The organism is Streptomyces sp. NPDC058240 (genome assembly GCF_042882135.1).
In the GTDB taxonomy this organism is placed as follows: domain Bacteria; phylum Actinomycetota; class Actinomycetes; order Streptomycetales; family Streptomycetaceae; genus Streptomyces.
The window spans coordinates 1-22,190 of the sequence record NZ_JBHVWT010000051.1 but is presented as its reverse complement, the minus strand read 5'-3'; the positions used below and the strand labels follow the sequence as shown (position 1 = coordinate 22,190).

The window sequence follows — 22,190 nt, the reverse complement described above, 5'->3', positions numbered from 1 at the left end:
TGGGGCGGGGCTCAGCGCAGGCCGAGCAGGGCGCAGCCGACGGTGCCGGTGCGGTCCACGGAAGTGATCACGCCGATCCGCCCGGCCGCGAGATCCGGGTGGTCGGCGGCGTACGACAGCAGTGCGGCGGTCTGGAAGGCGGCAGCGGCGGCCCCGGTGTCGCCGATCAGATCGGTGGGCGTCAGATCGGTGGGGTCCACCGCTCCGAAGACCTGCCGCACGGCGTCGGCCTCGCCCCGGCCCTCGCGTCCGGGGGCGCCGGAGCGGGCGACGGCGACCACCTGGGCCGGGTCGACGTCGGCCCGGTGCAGCGCGGAGCGCAGGCAGGAGACGAGCGCGGGGTGGGTGTCGCCGTCGAGCACGACGCCGAGTTCGACGGCGAGGAGCTCGGCGAGGACCGGCTGGGTGGCGTCGTCTGGGGTGTGCGGTTCGACCAGCAGCATGGCGCAGCCCTCGCCGAGCGGGGCGCCGGCGTCGCCGTCCGACGCGTGGTGCTCCAGCCAGGAGCGGGCCTGCGAGAACTCCTCCGCCGCACCGCACAGCACGGTGCGGGCACGGCCCGAACCGAGGAGTCTGCGCGAGTAGTTGAGGGCGTGCAGTCCGGCGGTGCGGCCGCCCGCGATGGTGGCGTTGGGGCCCTTGAGCTGGTACCAGATGGCGCTCTGCCCCGCGGCGCAGTTCATCACGGTGTTGGGGAAGCGCGCCGGGTCGACGAAGAAGGGCTGGTCGCCGGTGAGGGAGTCCCGGGTGAAGTCCATCATCGACTGGGCGCTGCCGGTGGTGGTGCCGAGTGCGAACGCCGCGCCCTCGCCGGTGCCGACGGCCCGGTTGCGCTCGCCGTCGTCGAGGAGGGCGCCGACGGCGGTGACGGCGAGGCCGGTGACCCGGTCCATGGAACGGGTGCCCTTCTTGCCCAGCACCTCGCGGATGTCGAAGGAGGGCACCAGACAACCGGTGCCGTCGGGCGTGGGGTCGTGCTCGGGGCCGAGTTCGGTGACGGTCCGGCGCCGTTCGCGCAGGCCCTCGGTGAACGCTGACCTGCCGATGCCGTACGACGACACGGCGGACCAGGCGGTGATCACCGGGCGTCCGGCGCCTGTGGTGACTGTGGACATGACCGTCACGTATTCCTTCCGCTCACAGCTGCCCGCACGGAGTTCGCGCGGATCTCACAAGAATCTGGGGGTCCACCGCGCGGTCGCCGATCCGCGGCGGCGGCACGGGCCCGCGTTCAGCGGGGGTACATCAGTGCCACACCACCTGGACGGTGGGGTCGAGGATCCAGCCCGCCACCACGTCCATGCCGACCACGCGTAGTTCGGGCCTGAGCGGGGCCGTGTCCAGCCCTCGCTGGGCGAGCGAGTATGCGTCCGCGGCGAGCACCCCGCCCCCCTTCTGGAACCGGTCCAGGTTTTCGTCGCTGCCCGGTATCGCCAGGACGACACCGTCCTGGACCAGGAAGAGGAGCACGGAGTGCCCGGTGAGGACCTGGGCGACGGCGTCGCGCCGGAATCCGGCGTCCTGCGCGACAGGCCCCTGGCTCTCGATGAGCAGCAGCCGGGGCGGTGCGCCGCTCGCCCAGGTCTCGATCACGCCTGCGGCGCCTTGCCGCTGATCGCGTCGACGACTCGCCGGTCGAAGCTGACCAGGCTCCAGTCGCGGCGGTTCTCGATCACGGCGTAGCCGTGCACGATCCGGCCGGTCGCGGTCTTCACCAGCTTGCCGTCGCGCAGCACGTAGAAGTCCATGCGCGAGGTGTAGGTGAAGTCCTTGAAGACCTCCTCGACGGTGTAGACCGTGTAGAGGTCCTCCTCCATCATCGCCTCGTCGAGGATGCGGATGTCGGAGCGGGGCACGACCGGGATCCAGCGGCGGTCGTCGAGCAGGGTCTTGATGGAGATGCCCCGGTCGGCGACGAAGCGGTCCTTGCCCTCTTCCATCAGCCGCAGATAGCCGGACATCTGGATGCGCTCGGTGAAGTGGCAGTACGGGTACGGGATGTTCCACTTCCAGGCGTACGCGTTCTGCCCGGCGGTCAGCGAGGCGAGGATCTCCTCCTCGGCCGGGGCGACGGAGGCGGGCTCGCGCTCCAGGTCGTCGCCGAGTGTGGCGACGGCGTACCGGGCGAGCTCGGCGGGGATGTCGCCCGCCGCCTCGAGATAGGTGTCGATCCGCAGCGAGACACGCACCTTGGCGGTGACGGCCTTGAGGATCTCGCCGTTGCGCTCGAACCGGATGGTGACCTTGAAACCGATGGTGGCGGCCGCTTCCTCGCCCTTCGGTATCCACGGCACGACCTCGGCCTCGGCGACGTCGTCCATGTGGAAGGCGTGCAGGATGCGGCTGTCCACGGAGACCAGGTCGAGGCCGAGGCCATGGGTCTCGTAGAGCGCACGGGCCGGCAGCCCGGCCTGCCTGAAGTGGTCCAGGACGGCTTCTTCGACGAGGTAGTTGACGTGCTTGAAGCCGATCCAGGTGCAGATGTTGGAGCCCTCGTAGCGGGGGCGCACCTGTGTCGTGGTGGTCGTGTTGAGGAGCGCCTTGACGGCGGTTTCCGTGACGAGCGTCATCGCTGGGACTCCAGGGCGTCGATGGGGGCGGCCCCCGGGAACGGGACCGCATCCGCTGATTGATGGACGAACTCCCGTATCTGTGCGGCGAACTGCTCGGCCGCCTCGATCATCGGGAAGTGCCCGCAGCCGGGCAGTACGCGGGCGTACGCGTCGGGGAGGGCGGCGGCGAGCGCCAGGCTCTCGGCCGGCGGCGCCGCGAAATCGGTCTCACCGGCCAGCACCAGGGTGGGCACGGTGATCCGGGAGGTCTGGAGCGCGGGGGTGCGCAGATAGAGCTCGAAGAACCTGAGCCAGCCGTAGGGGCCGACCCGCTCGCGCACCCGCTTGCCCATGGCTTCCTGGATGTCGGCGGGGAGCCGGCCGTCCGAGTGGACCCGGATCCCCTCCTCCATGATCAGGTGGAAGTCGTTCAGGTAGTAGCTGATCGTCTCCCAGTCGAACTGCTCGGCGCTGGACCGGAAGAAGGGGGAGGCCAGCACCAGGGACCGGATGCCGTAGTGGCGCAGCGGGTCGGTGCCGCCCCGGCCCTTCTGGTCGAGCAGGTCGAGGAGCACATTGGCGGCCATCGAGTGGGCGACGACCACCTCGGCACGGCCGGGCACCGCTTCCAGGGCTTTGGCGAGCCAGCCCTTCAGATTGGGGTCCTGGCCCCATTCGCCGATGCCCTCGGTGCGCCAGGGCAGCCGCGCGGTCCAGATCTCGGCGTCCTCGGGGAGGAGGTCGACCGTACGGTCCCAGACGCTGTCATTGGCGGCGAGTCCGTGCAGCAGGAGCATCCGCCTGCCGGTGCCCGCCGTGCGCCGCTCGACCGAGACGGGCCTCAGATCGAGGTTGGTGTTCACCTACGCCGCCTCTGGTGCCAGCAGGACCAGACCCGCGCTCGCGTCGTCCGCCGCGGTGCCCGCGACGGCGTGGACCGGTCCGCGCTCGCCGACGTCGAACCAGCCGACGGCGGCGGCGCACTGGAGAACTCCGTACGCGCCCGAGGCGCGGCCGAGATGCTCCGGCAGCTGCCAGCGGCGGCCGCGGGCCGGGACGGGGTCGCCGGCGCTCCGGCTGTACGGGCCGACCACGGCCCGTACGGTCGCGGCACGCTCCACGGCCGCCGCCCGGGACTCCAGCAGTACGGCCGCGCCGCCGTCCACCGCGCGGGTGCCGCCCAGGAGCCTGCGCACCACCTCGTTGTCGGGCTCCACGCCGAGGACCAGCACCCGGGCCGTGCGGCCGGCCGTGATCATCGTGACCGCCCAGTGCACGGCGTCCAGTCCGGACGTCTCGCCGTTGCACACCATCAGGTTGGGGCCGCGCAGGCCGTAACGGATGGCTGCCGACGAGGCGATGACGTTGCTGGACGCGTTGGGGAGGTCCATCGGGCTGGTGGCCGTGACGGTCTCCTCCCTGATCGTGTCCAGTGCCCGGACGACGGTGTCGAGATTGCCGAAGTTGGAGCTGGCGACCACTCCGACGGACTCGGCGGGCACGGTCAGCCCGTCCTCGCCGAGCAGTCCGGCATCGCCCAGGGCCGCGGCGGTCAGGCAGTAGCCGAGCTGGGTGGCCCGGTCCTTGTAGCGCAGGCCCTTGCGGCCCACGTAGCCCGCGGGCTCGACGGGGGCGCAGCCCGGTTCGGGTCCGTCGGCGAGGGCCCGTACGGTGTCGGCCCCCGGCAGCAGGACGGCGGCTCCGGTGACGACGACCGCGGCGCGCTGCGTGCTCATCGAGTTCCCTCCACGATGGTGACGGCGTTGATGCCGCCGAATCCGAAGGCGTTGAGCTGCGCCACGTTCAGCTGCCGGCCGTCGGCCGCCTCGCCGGTGACGAAGCGGAACGGCGTGGCCTCCTCGACGGGGTCGTCCAGACCCACCGTCGGCGGCACCCGCCCTTCGTTCAGGGCGCACAGGCCCACGATCAGGTTGAGCAGACCGGACGCCCCCGAGGTGTGCCCGGTCATGGACTTCACCGCGGTCATCAGCGGCTTGTCCGCGTCGCCGCCGAGTACGGCGGCGAGCGCGCCGGCCTCCGCCTCGTCGTTGAGGAGGGTGCCGGTGCCGTGCAGCATCACCAGGTCGACGTCCGAGGGCTTGACCCCGGCCAGCCGGTACGCCGAGCGCATGGCCTCGGCGATGCCCTCCGGCGACGGTGCGGTGACGTGGTACGCGTCGCAGTTGACGGCGACGCCGCGCAGCCGGCCGTACACCTGGGGCGCGTCGCGCTCGGTGCGGCGCAGCACGACCGCCGCGGCGCCGTCGCCCATCAGGACGCCCGTACGGTTGCGGTCGAAGGGGCGCACCCGGTCCGGCGGCGCCGGATGGACACGCTCCAGGAGCCCGTACATGGACTCGGTCAGTACGTCGACTCCGGCGACGATCACGGTGTCGGGTGCGTCTTCGCCCCCCTGGTCCAGCAGGTCGGAGCCGAGGGCCAGCGCGTACAGGGAGGCCGAGCAGGCGTTGGAGAAGGTGTGGGTGACATCGGCGTTGAAGCGTTCGCGCAGCCCGGTACCGAAGTGCAGTCCGGAGTCGGCGAACGGCGAGCCGTCGCGCCACCACAGTTCGAGCGAGCGCAGTTCGCGCAGACCGGTACCGATGAGGATCGGGATACCGCTCAGGTCCTCGCCGAGTCCGGCGTCCGCCGCGGCCTGTCCGATCGCGTCGAGCAGCAGCCGGGTGGCCCGCCCGGGGATGTCCTCGCCGGGCACCGGGCGGTCGTCCACCTCGTAGGCGTGCTGGGCCCGGAACCGGGTACGGTCGAAGCCGCGGAGCTCGGCCCGGCCGCTGCGGCCCTGGCACAGGCTCTCGAAGAGTTCGTCGACCCCGGAGCCGGTCGCGGCGACGGCGCCCATCCCGATGATGGGGCGGATCGTCATGACGCCTCCTTGATTGCGTCGTACCGGCCCAGCAGCACCGCCGCGTTGTTGCCGCCGAACGCGAGACCGTTGTTCTGAACGATCCTCAGGTCGGCCTCGACCGCCTGGTTCGGCACACAGTCGACGTCGCACTCGGGGTCGGTGGTGACATGGTTGATGGTGGGCGGGATGAAGCGGTTCTGGATCGCCAGGGCGCAGCCGATCGCCCCGAGCGCGCTGGCCGCGCCCATGCTGTGGCCGAGCATCGACTTCATGGAGACGGTGCGAGGGGGTGTGTCTCCGAAGACCTGGCGGATGGCGCCCGCCTCGGTGATGTCATTGGCCTTCGTGCCGGTGCCGTGCGCCGAGATGAGGTCCACCTCGTGCGGTGCGACGCCGGCGTTGTCCAGGGCCAGCCGCATCAGTTCGGCGACGCTGTCGCGGTCGGGCGCAACCTGGTGGTGGGCGTCGCAGTTGAGGCCGTATCCGAGCACCTCGGCGTAGATGGTGGCGCCGCGCTCCAGTGCGGAGTCGAGGCGCTCCAGTACGAGGACGCCCGCGCCCTCCCCGGTGAGGATCCCCTTGCGGTCCACGTCGAAGGGCTGGCAGCGGTCGGGGGCGATGGTGCCGAGCCGGTAGAAACCGGTGAAGGTCTTGCGGCACATCGCGTCGGCCCCGCCGCAGAAGGCGAACTCCGCCTCGCCGGAGCTGACCGCGTCGAAGCCGTAGCCGATCGCGTAGTTGCCCGCCGAGCAGGCGGTGGGAATGGTGAGCGCCTCCACGTCGGAGAGGCCGAGTTCCTGGGCGATGGCCACCGACAGCCGCCCGGCGGGTGCCCGCCGGGCGGCCTTGGGGTCGAACGCCCCGATGCCGTCGGTCAGTTCGCTCTCGACCAGCTGGTCGAGGTCGTAACTCTCGCCGTCGGTGGTACCGATGGAGATCAGTCCACGACGGCCGCGCAGCTCCGCCAGATCGAGTCCCGAGTCCTCCAGGGCCATCCGGGCGGCCGCGGCCGAGAACTGCGCGGCCCTGCCGAGCTGTTCCACGTCCAGCGTGCTGATCCACTCCCGTGGGTCGAAATCCGTGATCTCGCACCCGTTCGCGTGGGCGAAGCCCTCGGTGTCGAACACCGTGATGGGCCGTGCACCACTGCGCCCTTCGCGGAGTCCCTGCAGGAACTCCTTCGCCCCCAGCCCGATGCTGGAGACCACACCGAGTCCGGTGAGGACGACCCGGTGCCGCTCGGTCCGGTCCTGGCCGGTGCCGCGCACTGCCGTCATGCCAACCTCCCAATCAACCGCAGCGGGACCGGACTACCAGCCGGCCGGCTCCGACACGACCTCGTAGACGCCCGTCAGGTTCACCATGCGCGGCAGTTCGCTCTGGTTGATGACGACGCCGAATTCCTTTTCCAGCGCGGCCAGGATCTCGATGGCGCGCAGCGAATCTGCGTCATGGTCCTCCTTGAAGAGACTGGTCGGGGTGACCTCGTCCTCTTCAATTTCGAGAATGTCGCAGACGATTTCCTTGATGGTGACGAGACGCTCGTCGCGCGTAGCAGTGGACACGCCTTTACCCCTTTTCGGATTCGCCGCTCCGATAACGCGCGGCAGGATTACTCGCAATGAATACTGGCGAGGAGTTCTATTCGCCACAATGGCAGCTGCAACAAGCTGCCACCGCCGTCCCGGATTCAGGTTCCGAGCGGGCTCGCGGGGGCGGATTCGCCCTGGGCGCGCAGCAATGCGCCACCGAGTCCGGCCGCGGAATCGATCACCGCGCGGCTGAGCGTGCGGCCCGGTGCCACGGGCACCCGTGCGGCCGGTCCCGACAGCGCCAGGGCGGCCACCACCCGGTTGCCTCCGGCGCGTACGGGCACGCAGTACGTGACGGTGCCCGGCACCGAGGGGTCGGGGCCGTGTGCCCAGCCCCGCCGGCGCACCAGGGCGAGCTGGGCGGCGGTGAACCGGGCGCCGCGCAGCCCCTCGTACAGCGTCTCGGGGTCCTCCCAGGCGAGCAGTACCTGGGCGACCGGGCCCGACTTGGCGGGCCGGGACGCGGCGAGGAGGACGGCCTCCTCGTCGGCGGCGGGGACGGGCGAAGTGGCGACGCAGAGCTGCAGTCCGTCCAGGCGCCGGAAGAGCCGGGCGTCGAGGCCGGTCAGGGAGTGGAGATCGGCCAGTACCGGGATGGCGGCCTGCACCAGCCGGGGCCGCTGGGCCTCGATGGCGAGATCACCGAGCCTCGGCCCGAGCACGAACCGGCCGCCGATGTCCCGGGTGAGCAGGCCGAGCCGCTCCAGCGCCACCGCGATCCGGTGTGCGGTGGGGCGGGCGAGCCCGCTGAGCGAGACGAGTTCCGCCAGCGTCACCGGGCCCCGCTCGACCACGCTCAGCACGGCCGACGCCTTGTCCAGGACACCGACTCCGCTGACCGGCCGCGGGCGGGTCGCCGTGTTCACAGCTCCGGTGCCAGCCGTGCGCGAATGTCCTCGATGAGCTCGTCACGGCGGTCCACCAGATAGAAGTGCCCTCCGGACAGCACCTTCAGATCGAAGCCCTTGGGCGCGATCCCGGCCCAGGCCCGGACCCCTTCGACGTCGATGTCGGGGTCGCTGTCACCGACGTAGCCGACGACGGGACAGCCCAGCGGGACGCCGGGCCGCGCGGTGTACCGGGAGACGACCGAGAAGTCGGCCCGGATCGCCGGGAGGATCAACTCGCGCAGGTCCGGGTCGTCCAGGAGCGCGGTGTCCGTACCGCCGAGCCGCTGCACCTCGGCGACCAGTTCTTCGTCGGTGAGGGCGGCCGTGCGGGGCCTGAGCAGATGCGGCGCCTTGCGGCAGGAGACCATCAGTCCGGCCGGGACGACGCCGTGCCGCGACTCCAGCCGCAGGGCGACCTCGTACGCGAGCGAGGCGCCCATGCTGTGTCCGAAGAGGGCCAGCGGGGTGTCCAGGAAGGGGAGCAGCTCCACGGTGATCGCGTCGGCGAGGAGTTCCATGTCGTTGACGAGGTCCTCGGCGATACGTTCCTGCCGGCCGGGGTAGCGGACGGCCATGACCTCCACGTCGCTCCCGAAGGCGTGCCCCCAGCTGTGGAAGAAGCTGGCCGAGCCGCCGGCGTGCGGGAGGCAGACCAGCCTCGTCCGGGGCGGGGTCTGGGTGCCGTAGGTACGGAACCAGATGCTGTCGGTGCCAAGTGCCATGGTGTTTCGGTCTCCTAGGTTCTCTCGTCCGGACCAGGCCGGATCGGGCCGGGTCAGGCCGGATCGGGCCGGGTCAGGCCGGATCGGGCCGGGTCAGGCCGGATCGGGGAGCTGGGTCCGTGCGTGCGTACCGGACCCCGTGAGCCCGGCCCGACCCGGACGAGAGGCCCTGGCTCGCGTGGGGTCGTCAGTCCAGGGCGCCGGGACTGTCCACGGACACGACCTCGATGTCCCGGTCGATCCGGCGGATCAGTCCGGCCAGGGTGCGTCCCGGGCCGAGTTCGACCAGCCGACGGCAGCCGAGCGGCCCGGTGAGGGTCCCCACGCACTGTTCCCACAGCACCGGTGAGGTGAGCTGGCGGGTGGAGATCTCCGGCCAGTCGCAGTCGCCCGTGTACGGCTCGGCGTCGGCATTGGCCACCACGGGCAGATGCGCGGGGGCGAACGGAGCGTTCTTCAGGGCGGCGCGCAGGGCCTCGGCGGCCGGTGCCATGTACGGGCTGTGGAAGGCGCCGCCGACCTGGAGGCGGATCATCTTCGCGCCGATGGTGGGTGCCTGCGCGTCGAGCGCGTCGATTCCCTCGGGCGAGCCGGACAGCACGGTCTGGCCCGGCCCGTTGACATTGGCGACCCAGACGTCGGGGCCGGATGCGCGCACTTCCCGCACGAGGCGCTCCACGTCCGCCAGGGGCGCGGCGACCAGGACTCCCATGGTGCCCTCGCGCGCCTCGGCTGCGTCCCGCATGGCGCGGCCGCGGACGGCGACGAGCTCGGCGGCGGCGGAGACGGTGAGGGCGCCGGCCGCGGTGAGCGCGGCGTACTCCCCGAGGCTGTGGCCGGCACAGGCCACCACCTGCCCGCCGAGCGCTCCGCGCCGTACCGCCTCGGCGTGCGCGACCACCGCGACGGTGAACACGGCGAGCTGCGCGAGGTCGGTGCGCCGGAGCTGTTCGGCGGGGGTGTGCAGGAGGAGCGCGGGGAGGTCTTCTCCGGTGACCTCGGAGATCTCCGTGGTGATTTCCCAGGACGGTGTTTCCCGCCAGGGTTCACCCATTCCTTGTTTTTGTGTCCCCTGTCCGGGAAACACCAGACCGATCGGCAATTGATTCATGGACCCGCCTTCCGCGCGATGTTCGGCCGGGAGGCACGGGGGTCCGTGACTGTCTGTCCGGACCCCCGTGCACGGCGGGGCACGGGGGATGGCCTGCCGTCGGGGACGGGATTTCCGAAAGAGCAGGAATCCCGTTCCCGACGACCCATACAACTGCCCTGGGCGAGAAGCGGCAACGGTCCTTTCAGGAAGCTGCCAGGACGCCTTTACGGGCGGAAGCCCGCGCCGCCCGCACCGGGCACCGAGGCCGGCGGGAGCAGCCCCAGTTCGGCGGCCCTGACACCCGCCTGGAAGCGGGAACTGGCACCGAGCAGCGCCATGATCTCCGCGACATAGCGCCGGTAGGTGCGGACCGAGACGGTGAGCTCACGGGCGGCGACCTCGTCCGTGACACCGGCCCGCAGGGCGCCCAGGATCTGCCGGGCGAGCGTGGCCCGGTCGCGGTCGCCGAAGACGATGCGCTCGCCCGCGGGCACGGCGTTGCTCCAGACGCTGGCGAAGAGGGTGCGCAGGGTGTGCAGCACTTCGGGGGCCCGGATCAGCGAGGCCCGGCGACCGACCGCGGATTCGGCCACCACCAGCCCGGTGGTGCCGTCCACGAGCAGCGCCTGCAAGGGGGGCACCCGGGCCACCCGGATCGCCACCGGCCGTTCCCGGCCGAGCTGTTCCCGCACAAAGGATTCGTCCAGCAGCGCGGGGCTGGCGAGCAGCCGTACCGTGACCGCTTCGTCCGCCCTGTAGATCAGATCGCGCTCGGACTTCTCCGCACGGTCGGGCTGCTCACTGGAGGCGGGCATCCGGGCGTGCACGATGTCGATGGTGTGGGCCGCTCCTTCGATCAACTCCTCGGCGGCTTCGAGCACGGCGCCGTAGCCGCCTTCGACCGTGGCGATCTGCTGTTCTCGTAAGCTCCGGTCCCGGTGGATGGCCACCGTGGACTCGATCAGTTCCCGAACCTCGAGCAACGCGTGCTCCAGCTCGTCCTCTGTTCTTCTGGACACGTCGAACTCCACCATCCCCCGTTGGTACTTCCATCGACGGGCCGCCCGAACGACGGACCCATCGCGAACAGCTCTTGCTCCTATCCCGACAGCAGTCCCAGTTCCACCGCACGGGCGCCGGCCTGGAACCGGGAGTGCGCGTCCAGTTCGCGCATGATCTCCGCGACATGACGCCGGTAGGTGCGAAGTGACACGTTCAGATCACGTGCCGCTGTGTCGTCCGTGTGGCCGGCCCGCAGCCGCTCCAGGATGTTCCGGGTGAGCTCGCTGCGCAGCCGCGGGCTCAGACCGAGGTGGTCGGCGAGCTTGCGACCGCGCGCCCAGGCGCCGGCGAAGAGCAGCTCCAGGGCGCGTACGGCCGCGGCGTCGTTGACGACGGTGGCCTGCGGCCCGTCGCTCTGGGCGGCCCCGCGCACCAGTGCCGCGGAGCCGTCGACCACGGCGATCTCACGCAACTCGCGCTCGGAGACCCGGACTTCGAGCTGAGCCCCGGGAAGCCGGCGCAGCCGCGCGAGCGAGGCGTCCGCGGCTTCGGCGGAACAGAGCACCCGCAACGCGGCTCCGGGCGGCGCCAGGGCCAGTAGGCGCAGTACGGAATCGGCGAACTCGCCGGAGCCGGTCAGCGCGACGCTGACCGAGTGTCTCGCACGGCCGATGACCTGATCGAGGGCTTCGCCGAGCACGGCGATGTCGGTGGGCGCCACCGCGGAAGCGGTGGCAGGTCGCTGCCGGTACAGGGAGACCGTGGACTCGATCAGCGCGCGAGCCTGCAGCAGCGTCTCCTCCAGATGCGCGGCATGCTCCTCAGCCGTCGCTTCGTCCGCCCCGTCCGCTGGTGGCTCAATCAGCACACCCGTCACATGTGTCCCCTCGGCTACCCAGGATCCGCTTCCTGACCGCTTCGGCCCTCAGTATTGATGATCGAAATCTCTTCTGGGTCGGCAGTCAAGATATTGACGACACAACAGTTCAACCGAAAATTACTTTCACGCCAGATAGGCCAGATAGCCCGCCCAGACACTAGTTCGCTGGCTTGGAACCAGTCAACAAGATCCCGGCTCGCCGACGCCCGCAAGGACTGCACAGAACCGGCACCTCCACCAGAATGACGACCCATTCCGCCCCACCTGTCAACAAGTTGCACACCGACCCCCGGAAGCAATAACTCCCACTTCCGCTTGGGCCACCTTGGGCACCCACCCCCTCACGGGCGGTAGCGCCGGTGACCGTTTGCTGTCAATCCAGCGTCGGAACAGGCCACTTCGGGCCTACGGTCACCCGGTGAGCACAGTCCGCGCACAGCCCCTCCACTCCGCAACTGCCCACCGGCCCCAGCCGCCCGAGGCCGATGTCCATGTGTGGTCATGGCACACAACGACGGACTCGTACAGCAAAGCCGATCTGGAATTGCTCGACAGCGCAGAACTGGCTCGGGCGCACCAATTCAGATCAGCCAGGTCAACGGCCGAATACGTCTCTTGTCGCGCTGCGGTACGTCGCCTGTTGGCCACGTATTTTCATGTCGGGGCCAACGAAATTTCACTTGGCCGAAAACCCTGTCCGGGATGCGGCAGCACCGAGCACGGCCCGCCCGCCCTGGTTCGCCCCTCGACTGCCCGTCACATCAGCATCTCCCACTCCCCCGGTCTCGCGATGCTGGCCGTCGCACCGTTCCCGGTCGGGGTCGACACCGAAGCGGTCAGGAACATCCCGGTCGAGGACATCACCGGCAACGTACTGACACCACGCGAACGCCGAGCCGTGCTCGCCGAGCCGGAAGGATCCGCCCGCACCAGGCTCTTCCTGCGCTGCTGGACGCGCAAGGAGGCGGTGCTCAAGGCCGTCGGGATCGGGATCGTCGCCGATCTGACCACGCTGGAGACCCGGGCCTGGGCCCCCGGACCCGCCCATGTGACCACCGACGCCCTGGCCACTCCGACCAGTTGGTGGGTGACCGAGGCGGCCGTGCCCGATGGCTGGGCAGCAGCCGTAGCACTGCCCGCCGACGCCGGCAGAAACGTCACTGTGCAGCAACTCTGAGTCCACGCGGGATGCACCACGCCCGCCACGCACTGAGGTAACGGGAGAGACAGACCATCGTGAACCGCGCACCTTCACAGAGCATCGCCGCACTCCTCCTCCGCGCCGCGCAGCACCACCCCGATTCGGGCATCCGCTACTGCCTGGGCGGTTCCACCGCGGGCTTCCGCGACCAGAGCTACCCCGAGCTGCTGGACGACGCCGGCCGGGTCCTGGCCGGGCTGCGCGCCCGCGGCCTGCGGCCGCTGGACAAGGTGGTACTGATCCTCGAGCGCCCTCAGGAGTTCCTCACCGCGTTCTGGGCGGCCGTGCTCGGCGGCTTCGTCCCGTGCCCGATGGCTCCGTTGCGCGGCGACCCCGAACGCTGGGCCGCCCAGCTCACCCATGTGAACACACTGCTGGACCAGCCCCTGGTCATCACGAGCGAGTCCCTGGCCGCCGAACTGCCGCCGGTGCCCGGACTCACCGTCACCCCGCTGAACCGGCTGTACGGTGCGGAACCCGTGGCCCCGCACATCGCCGCTCCCGACGACACGGCCGTCCTGGTGCTGACGTCCGGCTCGACCGGGAACTCCAAGGCGGTCATGCTCAGCCACGCCAATCTGCTGGCGTCCATGGCGGGCAAGAACAGCCACCACCGTCTCACCGCCGGGGACACCACCCTGAACTGGGTCTCCTTCGACCATGTGGCCGCCCTGCTGGAGTGCCATCTCCTCCCCCTCTGCACGGGCGGCCGCCAGCTCCATGTCGAGGCCTCCGTCGTCCTCGGTGAACCGCTGGAGTTCCTGCGCCTCGCCTCCCGGCACGGGGTGACGATGACCTTCACCCCCAACTTCCTTCTCGGGCTGCTCAATTCGTCGGCGGAGCGCGTCGCCGAGGCCGGCGAGGAGCTCGATCTGACCCGGCTGCGACACATCATCAGCGGCGGCGAGGCCGTGGTCTGCGCCACCGGTGAAGCCTTCCTGGACCGGTACGCACCGTACGGCCTCGCCCGGCACGCGCTCTGGCCGGCCTTCGGGATGACCGAGACCTGCGCGGGCAGCGTCTACTCCCGGGCGGCCTTCCCCGACATCGACAACGGTGCGGAGTTCGCAAGCCTGGGCACCCCGGTCGACGGACTGCGCATCCGGGTCGCCGGCCCGGACGACCGTACGCTGCCCGAGGGCGAGGTCGGCGAACTCCAGCTCGACGGCCCCATGATCACCCTCGGCTACTACAACAACCCCCGGGCCACCGAGGAAGCCTTCACGGCCGACGGCTGGTTCCGCAGCGGCGACCTGGGCCGGATCGACGAGGGCCGGCTGACCCTGGTCGGCCGCAGCAAGGACAGCGTCATCATCAACGGCGTCAACTACTTCAGCCATGAGATCGAGACGGCGCTCGAACAGCTCGACGGGGTCGCGGGCTCCTACGCGACGGCCTTCCCGATCCGTCCGGCCGGCAGCGACACCGAGCAGCTGGTGATCGCCTTCCACCCCGATGTCCGGGCGGACGACCAGGCCGGGCTGTACCGGGTGCTCACCGCCGTACGCAGCAGCGTGGTGATGCAGTGGGGGTTCCGCCCCGCTCTCATCCTGCCGCTGCCCAAGGATGCCTTCCCCAAGACCAGCCTCGGCAAGATCCAGCGCGCCCTGATGCGCAGGCGGCTGGAGTCGGGTGCGTACGACACGGAGCAGCGCCGGGTCACCGACCTCACCCGGCGCATGCTCGGCGGCTACACGGCGCCCCGGGGCCGGACCGAGCAGGTCCTGACGGAGATCTACGCGGAGATGTTCGACATCGACGCCGCGACGGTCAGCACCACCGCCAACTTCTTCGATCTGGGCGGGACTTCGCTGGACATCCTGCGGTTGCGCAGCAAGGTCGCACAGCGGCTCGGTGTCACGGGGCTGCAGATCATCACCGTGCTGACGGCGCCCACGGTCCGGGCGCTCGCGGCCCGGATCGGCGAGCAGACAAACCCCGGCGGGCAGACGAGCCCCGGCGGGCCGACCGGCCCCGTGGAGCGGGAGTACGACCCGATCGTGCCGATGCAGACCAGCGGCACCAGGACCCCGCTGTTCTGTGTCCACCCGGGCGTCGGCGAGGTCCTGGTCTTCGTCAACCTCGCCAAGTACTTCGTGGGCGACCGGCCGTTCTACGCCCTGCGGGCACGGGGGTTCAACGAGGGCGAGAAGCCGTTCGCGACCTTCGAGCAGATGGTGGACTCCTATGTGGCGGCCATCCGGGAGCGGCAGCCGCACGGCCCGTACGCCGTCGCCGGCTATTCCTACGGCGGTGCGGTGGCGTTCGAGATCGCCAAGGTGCTCAGGTCCCTGGGCGAGCGCGTTGATTTCGTCGGCAGCTTCAATCTGCCGCCGCACATCAAGTACCGCATGGACGAACTGGACTTCGTGGAGACTGCGGCCAACCTGGCGTACTTCCTCGCCCTGATCGACAGGAAGCAGTCGCTGGAACTGCCGGGCCGGCTGCGCGGGCGGCCCGTGGAGGAGCAGCTGGCGCACCTCATGTCCCTGGCCCCGCCGGACCGCCTCGCCGAACTCGACCTGGACGCCGACAAGTTCGGGACCTGGGCGGAGCTGGCCAACCGGCTCACCGACCTGGGCCGTTCCTACGAGCCCAGCGGATCGGTGCCGTCGATGAACGTCTTCTACGCCATCCCGCTGCGCGGCACGAAGGAGGACTGGCTGAACAACGAGCTGCGCCGCTGGGACGAGTACACGACCGGGCCGAACCGCTACATCGAGGTCCCGGGCGAGCACTACACGCTGATGAGCCCGCAGCACGTGGCGTCCTTCCAGTCGATCCTGCGCCGGGAACTGGACCGGGCACTGGGCGACGCCGACCGCATCGCGGCCGACCGGGCCGCGGCGGAGCAGTCGGCGAACGAGCGAGGAGAGACCCGCTGATGGGCCTGCCGAGAGGCAAGAAGATCCTGATCACCGGCGGTACCGGGCAGGTCGCCCGGCCCGTGGCGGAGGCGCTGGCCACGCAGAACGACGTCTGGTGCCTCGGCCGCTTCGGCACCGCCGGCGTCGAGCAGGAGCTGGCCGAGAAGGGCATCACCGCCTGGCGGTGGGACATGGACGACCTCTCGGCGGAATCGCTCAAGGGCGCCCCGGAGGACTTCACCCATGTCCTCCACTCCGCCGTGCGGCGGGGCGAGGACGGCGACTTCAACGCGACGGCCGAGGTGAACGCGGTGGCCGCAGGCCGGCTGATGACGCACTGCCGTACCGCGGAGTCATTCCTGTACGTATCGACGGGCGCCCTCTACGCACGCCGGTCGCTGGACCATCAGTACACCGAGACCGACCCGGTCGACGGAGTGGCGGACTGGCTGCCCGCCTATCCCGTGGGCAAGATCGGGACCGAGGGCGCGGTACGGGCCTTCGCCCAGGTGCTCGGCCTGCCCACCACGATCGCGCGGCTGAACATCGCGTACGGACCCGGCGGTTACGGCGGCGTGCCGATGCTGTACTTCAAGCGCATGCTCGCCGGTGAGCCCATCCCCGTACCCCTGGACGGCCAGAACTGGTGCTCGCTGCTGCACACCGACGATCTGGTGGCTCAGGTGCCCGCGCTCTGGCGCGCGGCCACGGCCCCGTCGCGGGTGGTCAACTGGGGCGGCGACGAATCGGTCGGCATCACCGACTGCGTGCGCCACATGGAGGCGCTCACCGGGATCGAGGCGAAGCTCGTACCCAGCGAAGTCACCCGTGAGACCTACCGGTTCGACCCCACGCTGCGCCGGGAGCTGACCGGCCCGTGCCGGGTCGGCTGGCGCGACGGCATCCGCCGCACCCTCGAAAGCCTGTACCCCGAGCATGTCCGCCACTGAAGAGAGGACGTCCCTCATGCCGACCCGTCTGGAGACTCGCATGGAGACCCTGGTGATGACGGACTACCTGTCCCGGCGCCCCGGGCGGTCCGCCGAATGCGAGCTGATCCATCGCGCCTACCGGGCCTTCGGCGCCCGTGATGTCGGGGCGTTGCTGGAGACCCTCGCTCCGGACGTGGAGTGGATCCATCCCGACGGGATGGCGGAGTACGGCCTGGGCGGCACCAGGCACGGCCACACGGGTGTCAAGGAGTTCCTCGCCCATGTTCCGACCGTGCTGAGCGGTATGCGGCTGCAGCCGCAGGAGTTCGTGCAGTCGGGCGACCGGGTGGTGGTGTTCGGCACCCGGCAGGTGACGTCCAGACGCGGCCGTACCGAGACGATGCCGTTCGTCCATTCCTGGACGCTGCGCGACGGCAGAGCCGTGCGGATGGAGGACATCTTCGACACCGTCCTCTTCCGCCGGCTGATCGAGAGCTGACGTCCTTCGGTTGGCGCGGTCGCTACTTCGGCCGCTGCTGCGCCGTGGTGCCCTGCACGAGCCCGCCGGCCCCCTCCCGCAACGCCGAGAGGACGGCCGCGACGGCGGGTCGTGTCAGGGCGCCGCGCCGTACCACCAGGGACACCCGGCGGATGAGCTCAGGGCCTTCGAGACGGATCCGGCGGACGGGGTAGCCGGGCCGGTCGGGCACGAGGTCCGGCACCAGAGCCACCCCCCACCCGAGCGACACCAGCCCCAGGGCGGCCTGCATGTCGCCGGTGTCCGCCACCACGTCCGGGGCGAACCCTGCCGCGGCACAGGCGTGCAGCGCCAGCTTGCCGAGCCCCGAATCCCGGTCGAGGATCCAGGACCGGTCGGCGAATTCGCCGAGCTTCCGCTCCACGACGCCGGACCCGCCGGCGGTCGGCGAGACGTCGTCCGGGGCGACCGCCAGCCGGACGCGGTCGTTCGCCAGCGGTTCCTCGTGCAGCCCGGGCACCCGGGGTTCCGGCACCTGGTCGTACTGGGCCGCCATGACCATGTCGAGCCGTCCCAGCCGGACCGCCTGCTGGCTCTCGGAGGCCGCGGCGCGGTGCAGGGTGATCCGCAGCTCCGGATGGGCTGCCCGGAGCCGGGTGAGCGCGGGGACGAGCAGCGCGGGGCCCTCGTGGTACGGCACGCCCACCCGCAGCTCCCCATGGACCCTGCCGGTCGCGGCGAGCAGTTCGGACTCGGCCGTCTCCAGGCCGTCCAGGATCCGCTCGGTGTGCTCGACGAGCGCCCTGCCCACCACCGTCAGCCCGGCCCGCCGACTGCCCCGGTCGACCAGCGCGACGCCCGTCTCGGCCTCCAGCGCGGAGAGCTGTTGCGAGACCGCGGAACGCGTGTAGTTGAGGGCCTGGGCCGCCGCCGCGATCGAACCACGCGCCTCCACCTCGCGCAGCAGCACCAGTTTCCGTATGTCGAGCACGTATCTACCGTTTCTACCGTCACTCCGGCTTACGCCGACTGTCGTCGACCGTCACGCCAACATACGGGACACACAAAGGTGTTGACCGGTTGAATAGGAAGCCCTCCCAACAATCCTCCACAGAGGGGTTCAGAATGCCCACACTGCTCCACCTCGACGCCAGCGCCCGCCCCGAATCCGTCTCCCGTCAGGTATCCACCGAGTTCGCCGTGGCCTGGAAGGCGGCACATCCACAGGGCACCTATATCCACCGCGACCTGACGGCCCGTCCGGTTCCGCATGTCGACGCGGCGCAGATCGAGATCGTGACCCGCCTGGAGACCGCAGGCATCCGCGATCTCCCGGAGGCGCGCAACGCTGCGCAGAGTGCCGAGGAGAAGGCCAGCTGGTCCCTCAGCTGGGAACTGATCGAGGAGGTACTGGTCGCCGACACCCTGGTGATCGGCCTGCCCATGTACAACTTCTCCGTACCGTCCGCATTCAAGGCCTGGTTCGACCGGATCGCCATTCCGCCGCTGATCGTGGACCTCGCCACCGGGAAGGGCCCGCTCTCCGGCAAGCGGACCATCGTGGCCACGGCCCGCGGCGGCGCGTACGGGCCCGGGACGCCCAGGCACGGCTCCGACTTCCAGGAGCCCTATCTGCGCGCCGCGTTCGGCATGGTGGCGCTCGCGGAGAACCTGGAGTTCCTGCACTCCGAGATGACGAAGTCCGGCCATGTGCCGCGGCTGGCCCAGTTCCGGGACATCGCCGCCGGTTCCCTGAAGGAGTCGGTGGAGAGCGCCCGCGAGTCCGCCCGCCGCTGACGGGGCGGGACTCGGTCTCGACCCTTGCCTGCCCCCTCCGTGGGACCGGACCCCGGAAAACACACCCTCACCCACGACACGCGCCACGCAACTCCGAGAACCCGCAAGCACTGGCCGGAGAGCTCCGTCCTGCCCGGCCGATCTGGTCGTACGGCTCGGCGTGACCGCGGTGACCGTCCGGCCGACGTGACGATCCTGGCGGACCGGGGCCTGGTGCAGCGCGTGCACGGCGGGGTCACGCAGCCCCACCGCGGTCATCCGCCCGAGCAGCGGGCCCCCGCCTCCTCCCCTTCGGGCGGCTGCCCGGTCAGACCCTGGTGGGCATGGTGGTCCCCACGGTCGAGTTCTACCGGCCACCCGTCATCCAGGGCGCCCAGTCGGCCGTCGCCGCCGCGGGCGGAAGACTCGCGCTCCGCGGTTCCGCCTACGACGCCACGGAGGACCGGCGCCAGGCCACTCCGCTTCAACAGTTGCGCGATACTTAAACTATTGTCATGAACACAGGCAGCCCGGTGGGGTGGGAAGCGGCGGTACTCGCCGGAGGGCCCGCGGACGGACCACGGATGCGGGTCGTCGACCGGCCGCGGACGATCCAGGTGACCTGCCCCTGCGAGCTGGAAGCCCCGCCGAGCGGCGTGCGCGCGACGGCTCGTGACCTTCGCGTGGCCGCCCCGGGAGGCATCGCCGGCGCGCCCGGCGGTCCACCGAGCAGACGTGGACCTGACCCGGGGCCGGCCATCACGTACTACTTGCTGACTGCGAAGCGCATCAGGGCGTGCTCGTTGCCCTGCTTGATCCTGCCCGTCGTATTGATCACTTCGAGCTTCCAGCTGTCGCCCACGCGAATGGCCTTGGCCACGGCGCAACCGTTGTCCTGGGTGAGCAGGCTCGGCCAGATGTCGGCGACCTGCTGGGAGGTGCCCCCGGTCGCGTCGTACACCTTGAAGCTGATGTTGCGTGCCTTCTGGAAGGAACTGCCCTTCTTGTAGGCGGCGGCGACGAACACGATCGACGTGATGTGGGACGGGAGCCGCGCGAACTCGACGGTCACCGTCTCGTCGTCCCCGTCCCCGTGCCCGGTCTGGTTGTCGCCGCTGTGCACCAGTGAGCCGTTGCCCATCGGATCGAGGGAGTCGAGGCCGGCCAGGCGCACCGGGTCTCCGCCCTGCATCGCGACGGCGATCAGGTCGAGGTCGGTACCGGACTTGCGACGGAGTATCCCCATCACCCCGCCGCTGCTGCCGGCGGTGGGGTCCCAGGACACTCCGATGGACAGATGAGTCACTCCGTCCAGATCCGCCGGGCCGTCTTCCTTCTTGAGCGTAATCATGTGTGGATCTTCCTTTTTTTGACGACGGACTACGACACCTGGAGTGTGCCTGGGAGCCTTCGGACCACCCTCAGTGCGGTTGCGTGGAGCACAAGAACGCGTCCCGCACCAGCGACGGGCGCGGGTCCACGCCGTCGTCGGCCGGTCCGGCCGCGGCGGGGCGGGCGTGCTCCGCGGGGTGCTCGCCCAGCTCGACCGGGGCGGCGGCCGTCCGGTCGGCCCACTCGCCCGCGGCGCGGCCGCTGTCCGGGTCGCCCCGGTGCAGCGCGATGACGTAGGTGAGCCCCCGCTCGTGGTCGACCGCCACCGCGGGCCTGCATCATCTTGACCTCGTCACGCACCCAGGCCCGGGCATGCTCGATCGCCTGGCGCGGTCGCGGGTCCCCGGGCTGGGCCGACTCGAAGAGGCCAAGGACGTGCTCTGCACAGGCGGCAGCCCATGGAGCGAGGAGACGGTGATCCGCGTCAGTGAGAGTCCCACCACGGCGGATCGTCACGAAGCGAGGGTCGCGGACCTTCGGGAGGATCATGACGTGCACCCCCTCCTGCGCGCATCGGCGCCGCTCGCTGCGGTGTGCTCTGGCGGCCGGTCAGCCGCCTGGCGCAGGGAATGATCCAGAGTGCTCATCAGCCGGGCGACACGATTGCTGCCGCCTGTCGCGGGCGGGTAGCGGCAGAGCACGTCGATGAGCACCGGTGTCGCACGCTGCCGCGACCGTTCCACCAGGGCGAGCCCGATCGCGGGGTCACCGCCCGCCTCCATCTCCCCGATGCGCGCAGCGCTCGCGCAGGCTCGCAGGATGTGGCCGACCTGGCCGGCCTGGGCAATGGGGTGCAAGTATGCGGCCGATGCGGCGTCGCCGGCGGATCGCGCGGCCAGTCGCGCGGCTTCGGAGGGCGCGGACCGGGCGGCTCGGTGAGCGTCGAGGGAAGTGACGCGCTGCAATTTCGTCCTGCTGGCACCGTTGATGAACGCCCAGGCCGCGTCGATCGCGGCACGGGGGCGCGGATCATCGGGAACATCGACCCTGTTGCCCATTCGGCTACGCGGCAAGGCTGAGTTCGAGTCGGGCGAGGTGGCTGGTGTGGCGGCGGTCCAGTGGCTTGCCGTTCCACCAGGCATTCAGGCGGATGAGGTTGAGGGCGACGGCGCTGTGAACGTGTTCGAGGTGGGTCTTGGCCAGGCCGCGGTAGCGGGCCCGGCGGCTGTCGGTGACGGCGAGGGCCTGGCGGATGGTGCCCTCGACGCCGGAGCGTAGGGCGTATGCGTCCTGCCAGTCCCGGCCGGCCTGCTCGGCACGGGCGGTGCGCAGGGCCTCGGTCAGCGGGCGCGGGGTCAAGGTGAGCTGGCGGAAGCCCCGACGGCTGGTGGTGCACGACTCCCGGACCGGGCAGGGGCCGCAGGTCGGCTTGGTGAAAGCGACCACGATCATCGGATGGCCGTGCTGGGTGCACGGGCTCCAGGAGGAGCTGACCCGGCTCTGGGGGCAGGTGACCTGCTGGTACTTCCAGTCGATGGTGAACGCGTCGGCCTGGAAGCCCGTGTTCTCGCGGGCCTGGCGGGACTGGTCGAGCAGGACCGGGGTGATCAGCGCGATGCCGTGGGCGTGGCGGGACTTCACGATCAGGTCGGCGCTGGGGTAGCCGGAGTCGAGGTAGTGCCCGCCCGGGAGCAGGCCGCGGCGCTGCATCTGCTGGTGAATGCCGTCCAGGGCCTTGGTGTCGGGGACGGTGGAGGCGGTGGTGGCCACGTTCGTGATCAGGTTCGGGGTGGTGCGCTCCTTCTCGGACGCATCCGTGCAGCTCTCGCTCACGTGCAGCTTGAACCCGTTCCAGAAGGTGTCGCGCTTGGCGGACCAGCGGGTGTCGGGGTCGTAGGGGGAAGCGATGCGCAGATGGCCGGGCGCCAGCCCGTCACCGCCGTCCTCGGTCCTGGCGCGGCGGGCCACGGCCTCACGCCCGCCACGCGCGGTGGTGCGGGTGTAGTT

At 70.6% G+C, this 22,190-nt stretch carries 24 protein-coding genes and 1 pseudogene; 6 read left to right on the top strand and 19 right to left on the bottom strand.

The window, feature by feature from the left end:
* Positions 1–11: 11 nt before the first annotated feature.
* The 13 genes from ACFVX4_RS36375 to ACFVX4_RS36315 form a co-directional block, all read right to left on the bottom strand.
* On the bottom strand, positions 12–1,115 hold the full coding sequence (locus tag ACFVX4_RS36375) for a beta-ketoacyl synthase N-terminal-like domain-containing protein (protein WP_389986114.1): 1,104 nt from the start codon (positions 1,113–1,115) through the stop codon (positions 12–14).
* Between the two features lie 130 nt (positions 1,116–1,245).
* The gene (locus ACFVX4_RS36370; RefSeq protein ID WP_389986111.1) at positions 1,246–1,593 is read right to left on the bottom strand and encodes a hypothetical protein; all 348 of its coding nucleotides are present in this window, start codon (positions 1,591–1,593) and stop codon (positions 1,246–1,248) included.
* Positions 1,590–2,570 carry a hypothetical protein gene (locus ACFVX4_RS36365; protein WP_389986108.1) on the bottom strand — a complete coding sequence of 327 codons (981 nt, stop codon included), beginning with the start codon at positions 2,568–2,570 and terminating at the stop codon, positions 1,590–1,592. The genes ACFVX4_RS36370 and ACFVX4_RS36365 overlap by 4 nt, the downstream gene beginning before the upstream one ends.
* Positions 2,567–3,415, bottom strand: a complete 849-nt coding sequence (locus ACFVX4_RS36360) for an alpha/beta fold hydrolase (RefSeq protein WP_389986105.1) — start codon at positions 3,413–3,415, stop codon at positions 2,567–2,569. The genes ACFVX4_RS36365 and ACFVX4_RS36360 overlap by 4 nt, the downstream gene beginning before the upstream one ends.
* Positions 3,416–4,288 (bottom strand): beta-ketoacyl synthase N-terminal-like domain-containing protein, encoded by an 873-nt coding sequence (locus ACFVX4_RS36355; protein WP_389986102.1) that lies wholly within the window; start codon positions 4,286–4,288, stop codon positions 3,416–3,418.
* Positions 4,285–5,436 (bottom strand): beta-ketoacyl-[acyl-carrier-protein] synthase family protein, encoded by a 1,152-nt coding sequence (locus tag ACFVX4_RS36350; RefSeq protein WP_389986099.1) that lies wholly within the window; start codon positions 5,434–5,436, stop codon positions 4,285–4,287. Before ACFVX4_RS36350 ends, ACFVX4_RS36355 begins: the two co-directional genes overlap by 4 nt.
* Entirely contained in the window at positions 5,433–6,695 is a 1,263-nt protein-coding gene (locus ACFVX4_RS36345) for a beta-ketoacyl-[acyl-carrier-protein] synthase family protein (protein WP_389986096.1), read from the bottom strand. The genes ACFVX4_RS36350 and ACFVX4_RS36345 overlap by 4 nt, the downstream gene beginning before the upstream one ends.
* A gap of 33 nt (positions 6,696–6,728) precedes the next feature.
* Positions 6,729–6,983, bottom strand: a complete 255-nt coding sequence (locus ACFVX4_RS36340; RefSeq protein ID WP_389986093.1) for an acyl carrier protein — start codon at positions 6,981–6,983, stop codon at positions 6,729–6,731.
* A 125-nt stretch (positions 6,984–7,108) separates the two neighbouring features.
* On the bottom strand, positions 7,109–7,876 hold the full coding sequence (locus ACFVX4_RS36335) for an IclR family transcriptional regulator (protein ID WP_389986090.1): 768 nt from the start codon (positions 7,874–7,876) through the stop codon (positions 7,109–7,111).
* Positions 7,873–8,622 carry a thioesterase II family protein gene (locus ACFVX4_RS36330; RefSeq protein ID WP_389986087.1) on the bottom strand — a complete coding sequence of 250 codons (750 nt, stop codon included), beginning with the start codon at positions 8,620–8,622 and terminating at the stop codon, positions 7,873–7,875. The genes ACFVX4_RS36335 and ACFVX4_RS36330 overlap by 4 nt, the downstream gene beginning before the upstream one ends.
* Positions 8,623–8,809: 187 nt before the next feature.
* Positions 8,810–9,733 carry an ACP S-malonyltransferase gene (locus ACFVX4_RS36325; RefSeq protein WP_389986084.1) on the bottom strand — a complete coding sequence of 308 codons (924 nt, stop codon included), beginning with the start codon at positions 9,731–9,733 and terminating at the stop codon, positions 8,810–8,812.
* Positions 9,734–9,939: 206 nt separating this feature from the next.
* Positions 9,940–10,734 (bottom strand): LuxR family transcriptional regulator, encoded by a 795-nt coding sequence (locus tag ACFVX4_RS36320; protein WP_389986081.1) that lies wholly within the window; start codon positions 10,732–10,734, stop codon positions 9,940–9,942.
* An 80-nt stretch (positions 10,735–10,814) separates the two neighbouring features.
* On the bottom strand, positions 10,815–11,594 hold the full coding sequence (locus ACFVX4_RS36315) for a LuxR C-terminal-related transcriptional regulator (protein WP_389986078.1): 780 nt from the start codon (positions 11,592–11,594) through the stop codon (positions 10,815–10,817).
* Positions 11,595–12,387: 793 nt separating this feature from the next.
* Here ACFVX4_RS36315 and ACFVX4_RS36310 point away from each other — a divergent pair.
* The 4 genes from ACFVX4_RS36310 to ACFVX4_RS36295 are packed head-to-tail and all read left to right on the top strand — an operon-like array spanning position 12,388 to position 17,096.
* On the top strand, positions 12,388–12,774 hold the full coding sequence (locus ACFVX4_RS36310) for a 4'-phosphopantetheinyl transferase family protein (RefSeq protein WP_389986075.1): 387 nt from the start codon (positions 12,388–12,390) through the stop codon (positions 12,772–12,774).
* Positions 12,775–12,833: 59 nt separating this feature from the next.
* Positions 12,834–15,683, top strand: a complete 2,850-nt coding sequence (locus ACFVX4_RS36305) for an alpha/beta fold hydrolase (protein WP_389986072.1) — start codon at positions 12,834–12,836, stop codon at positions 15,681–15,683.
* Entirely contained in the window at positions 15,683–16,615 is a 933-nt protein-coding gene (locus ACFVX4_RS36300) for an NAD-dependent epimerase/dehydratase family protein (protein WP_389986069.1), read from the top strand. Before ACFVX4_RS36305 ends, ACFVX4_RS36300 begins: the two co-directional genes overlap by 1 nt.
* Before the next feature lie 16 nt (positions 16,616–16,631).
* Positions 16,632–17,096, top strand: a complete 465-nt coding sequence (locus ACFVX4_RS36295; protein ID WP_389986066.1) for a nuclear transport factor 2 family protein — start codon at positions 16,632–16,634, stop codon at positions 17,094–17,096.
* A gap of 22 nt (positions 17,097–17,118) precedes the next feature.
* Here the strand turns inward: ACFVX4_RS36295 and ACFVX4_RS36290 are convergent, their stop codons facing one another.
* The gene (locus ACFVX4_RS36290) at positions 17,119–18,066 is read right to left on the bottom strand and encodes a LysR family transcriptional regulator (protein ID WP_389986063.1); all 948 of its coding nucleotides are present in this window, start codon (positions 18,064–18,066) and stop codon (positions 17,119–17,121) included.
* Positions 18,067–18,200: 134 nt separating this feature from the next.
* Between ACFVX4_RS36290 and ACFVX4_RS36285 the strand changes: the two genes are divergently transcribed.
* Together ACFVX4_RS36285 and ACFVX4_RS36280 are read left to right on the top strand one after the other, a co-directional pair.
* Positions 18,201–18,872 (top strand): FMN-dependent NADH-azoreductase, encoded by a 672-nt coding sequence (locus tag ACFVX4_RS36285; RefSeq protein WP_389986060.1) that lies wholly within the window; start codon positions 18,201–18,203, stop codon positions 18,870–18,872.
* A 323-nt stretch (positions 18,873–19,195) separates the two neighbouring features.
* Positions 19,196–19,357: a hypothetical protein gene (locus tag ACFVX4_RS36280; RefSeq protein ID WP_389986057.1), complete on the top strand. Its 162-nt coding sequence runs from the start codon at positions 19,196–19,198 to the stop codon at positions 19,355–19,357.
* Between the two features lie 260 nt (positions 19,358–19,617).
* Here the strand turns inward: ACFVX4_RS36280 and ACFVX4_RS36275 are convergent, their stop codons facing one another.
* The 5 genes and pseudogenes from ACFVX4_RS36275 to ACFVX4_RS36255 form a co-directional block, all read right to left on the bottom strand.
* Positions 19,618–20,202, bottom strand: coding sequence for a TerD family protein (locus ACFVX4_RS36275; RefSeq protein WP_389986054.1), 585 nt, complete (start codon positions 20,200–20,202; stop codon positions 19,618–19,620).
* Positions 20,203–20,272: 70 nt separating this feature from the next.
* Positions 20,273–20,509, bottom strand: a complete 237-nt coding sequence (locus ACFVX4_RS36270) for a hypothetical protein (RefSeq protein WP_389986151.1) — start codon at positions 20,507–20,509, stop codon at positions 20,273–20,275.
* Between the two features lie 13 nt (positions 20,510–20,522).
* Positions 20,523–20,732: pseudogene (locus tag ACFVX4_RS36265) on the bottom strand (putative immunity protein); the annotation flags it as partial.
* Entirely contained in the window at positions 20,729–21,241 is a 513-nt protein-coding gene (locus ACFVX4_RS36260; RefSeq protein WP_389986051.1) for a putative immunity protein, read from the bottom strand. The gene ACFVX4_RS36260 and the pseudogene ACFVX4_RS36265, both read right to left, overlap by 4 nt.
* 4 nt (positions 21,242–21,245) lie before the next feature.
* Positions 21,246–22,190, bottom strand: a 945-nt coding sequence (locus ACFVX4_RS36255) for a transposase (protein WP_389986048.1), incomplete at its 5' end; no start/stop codon positions are given.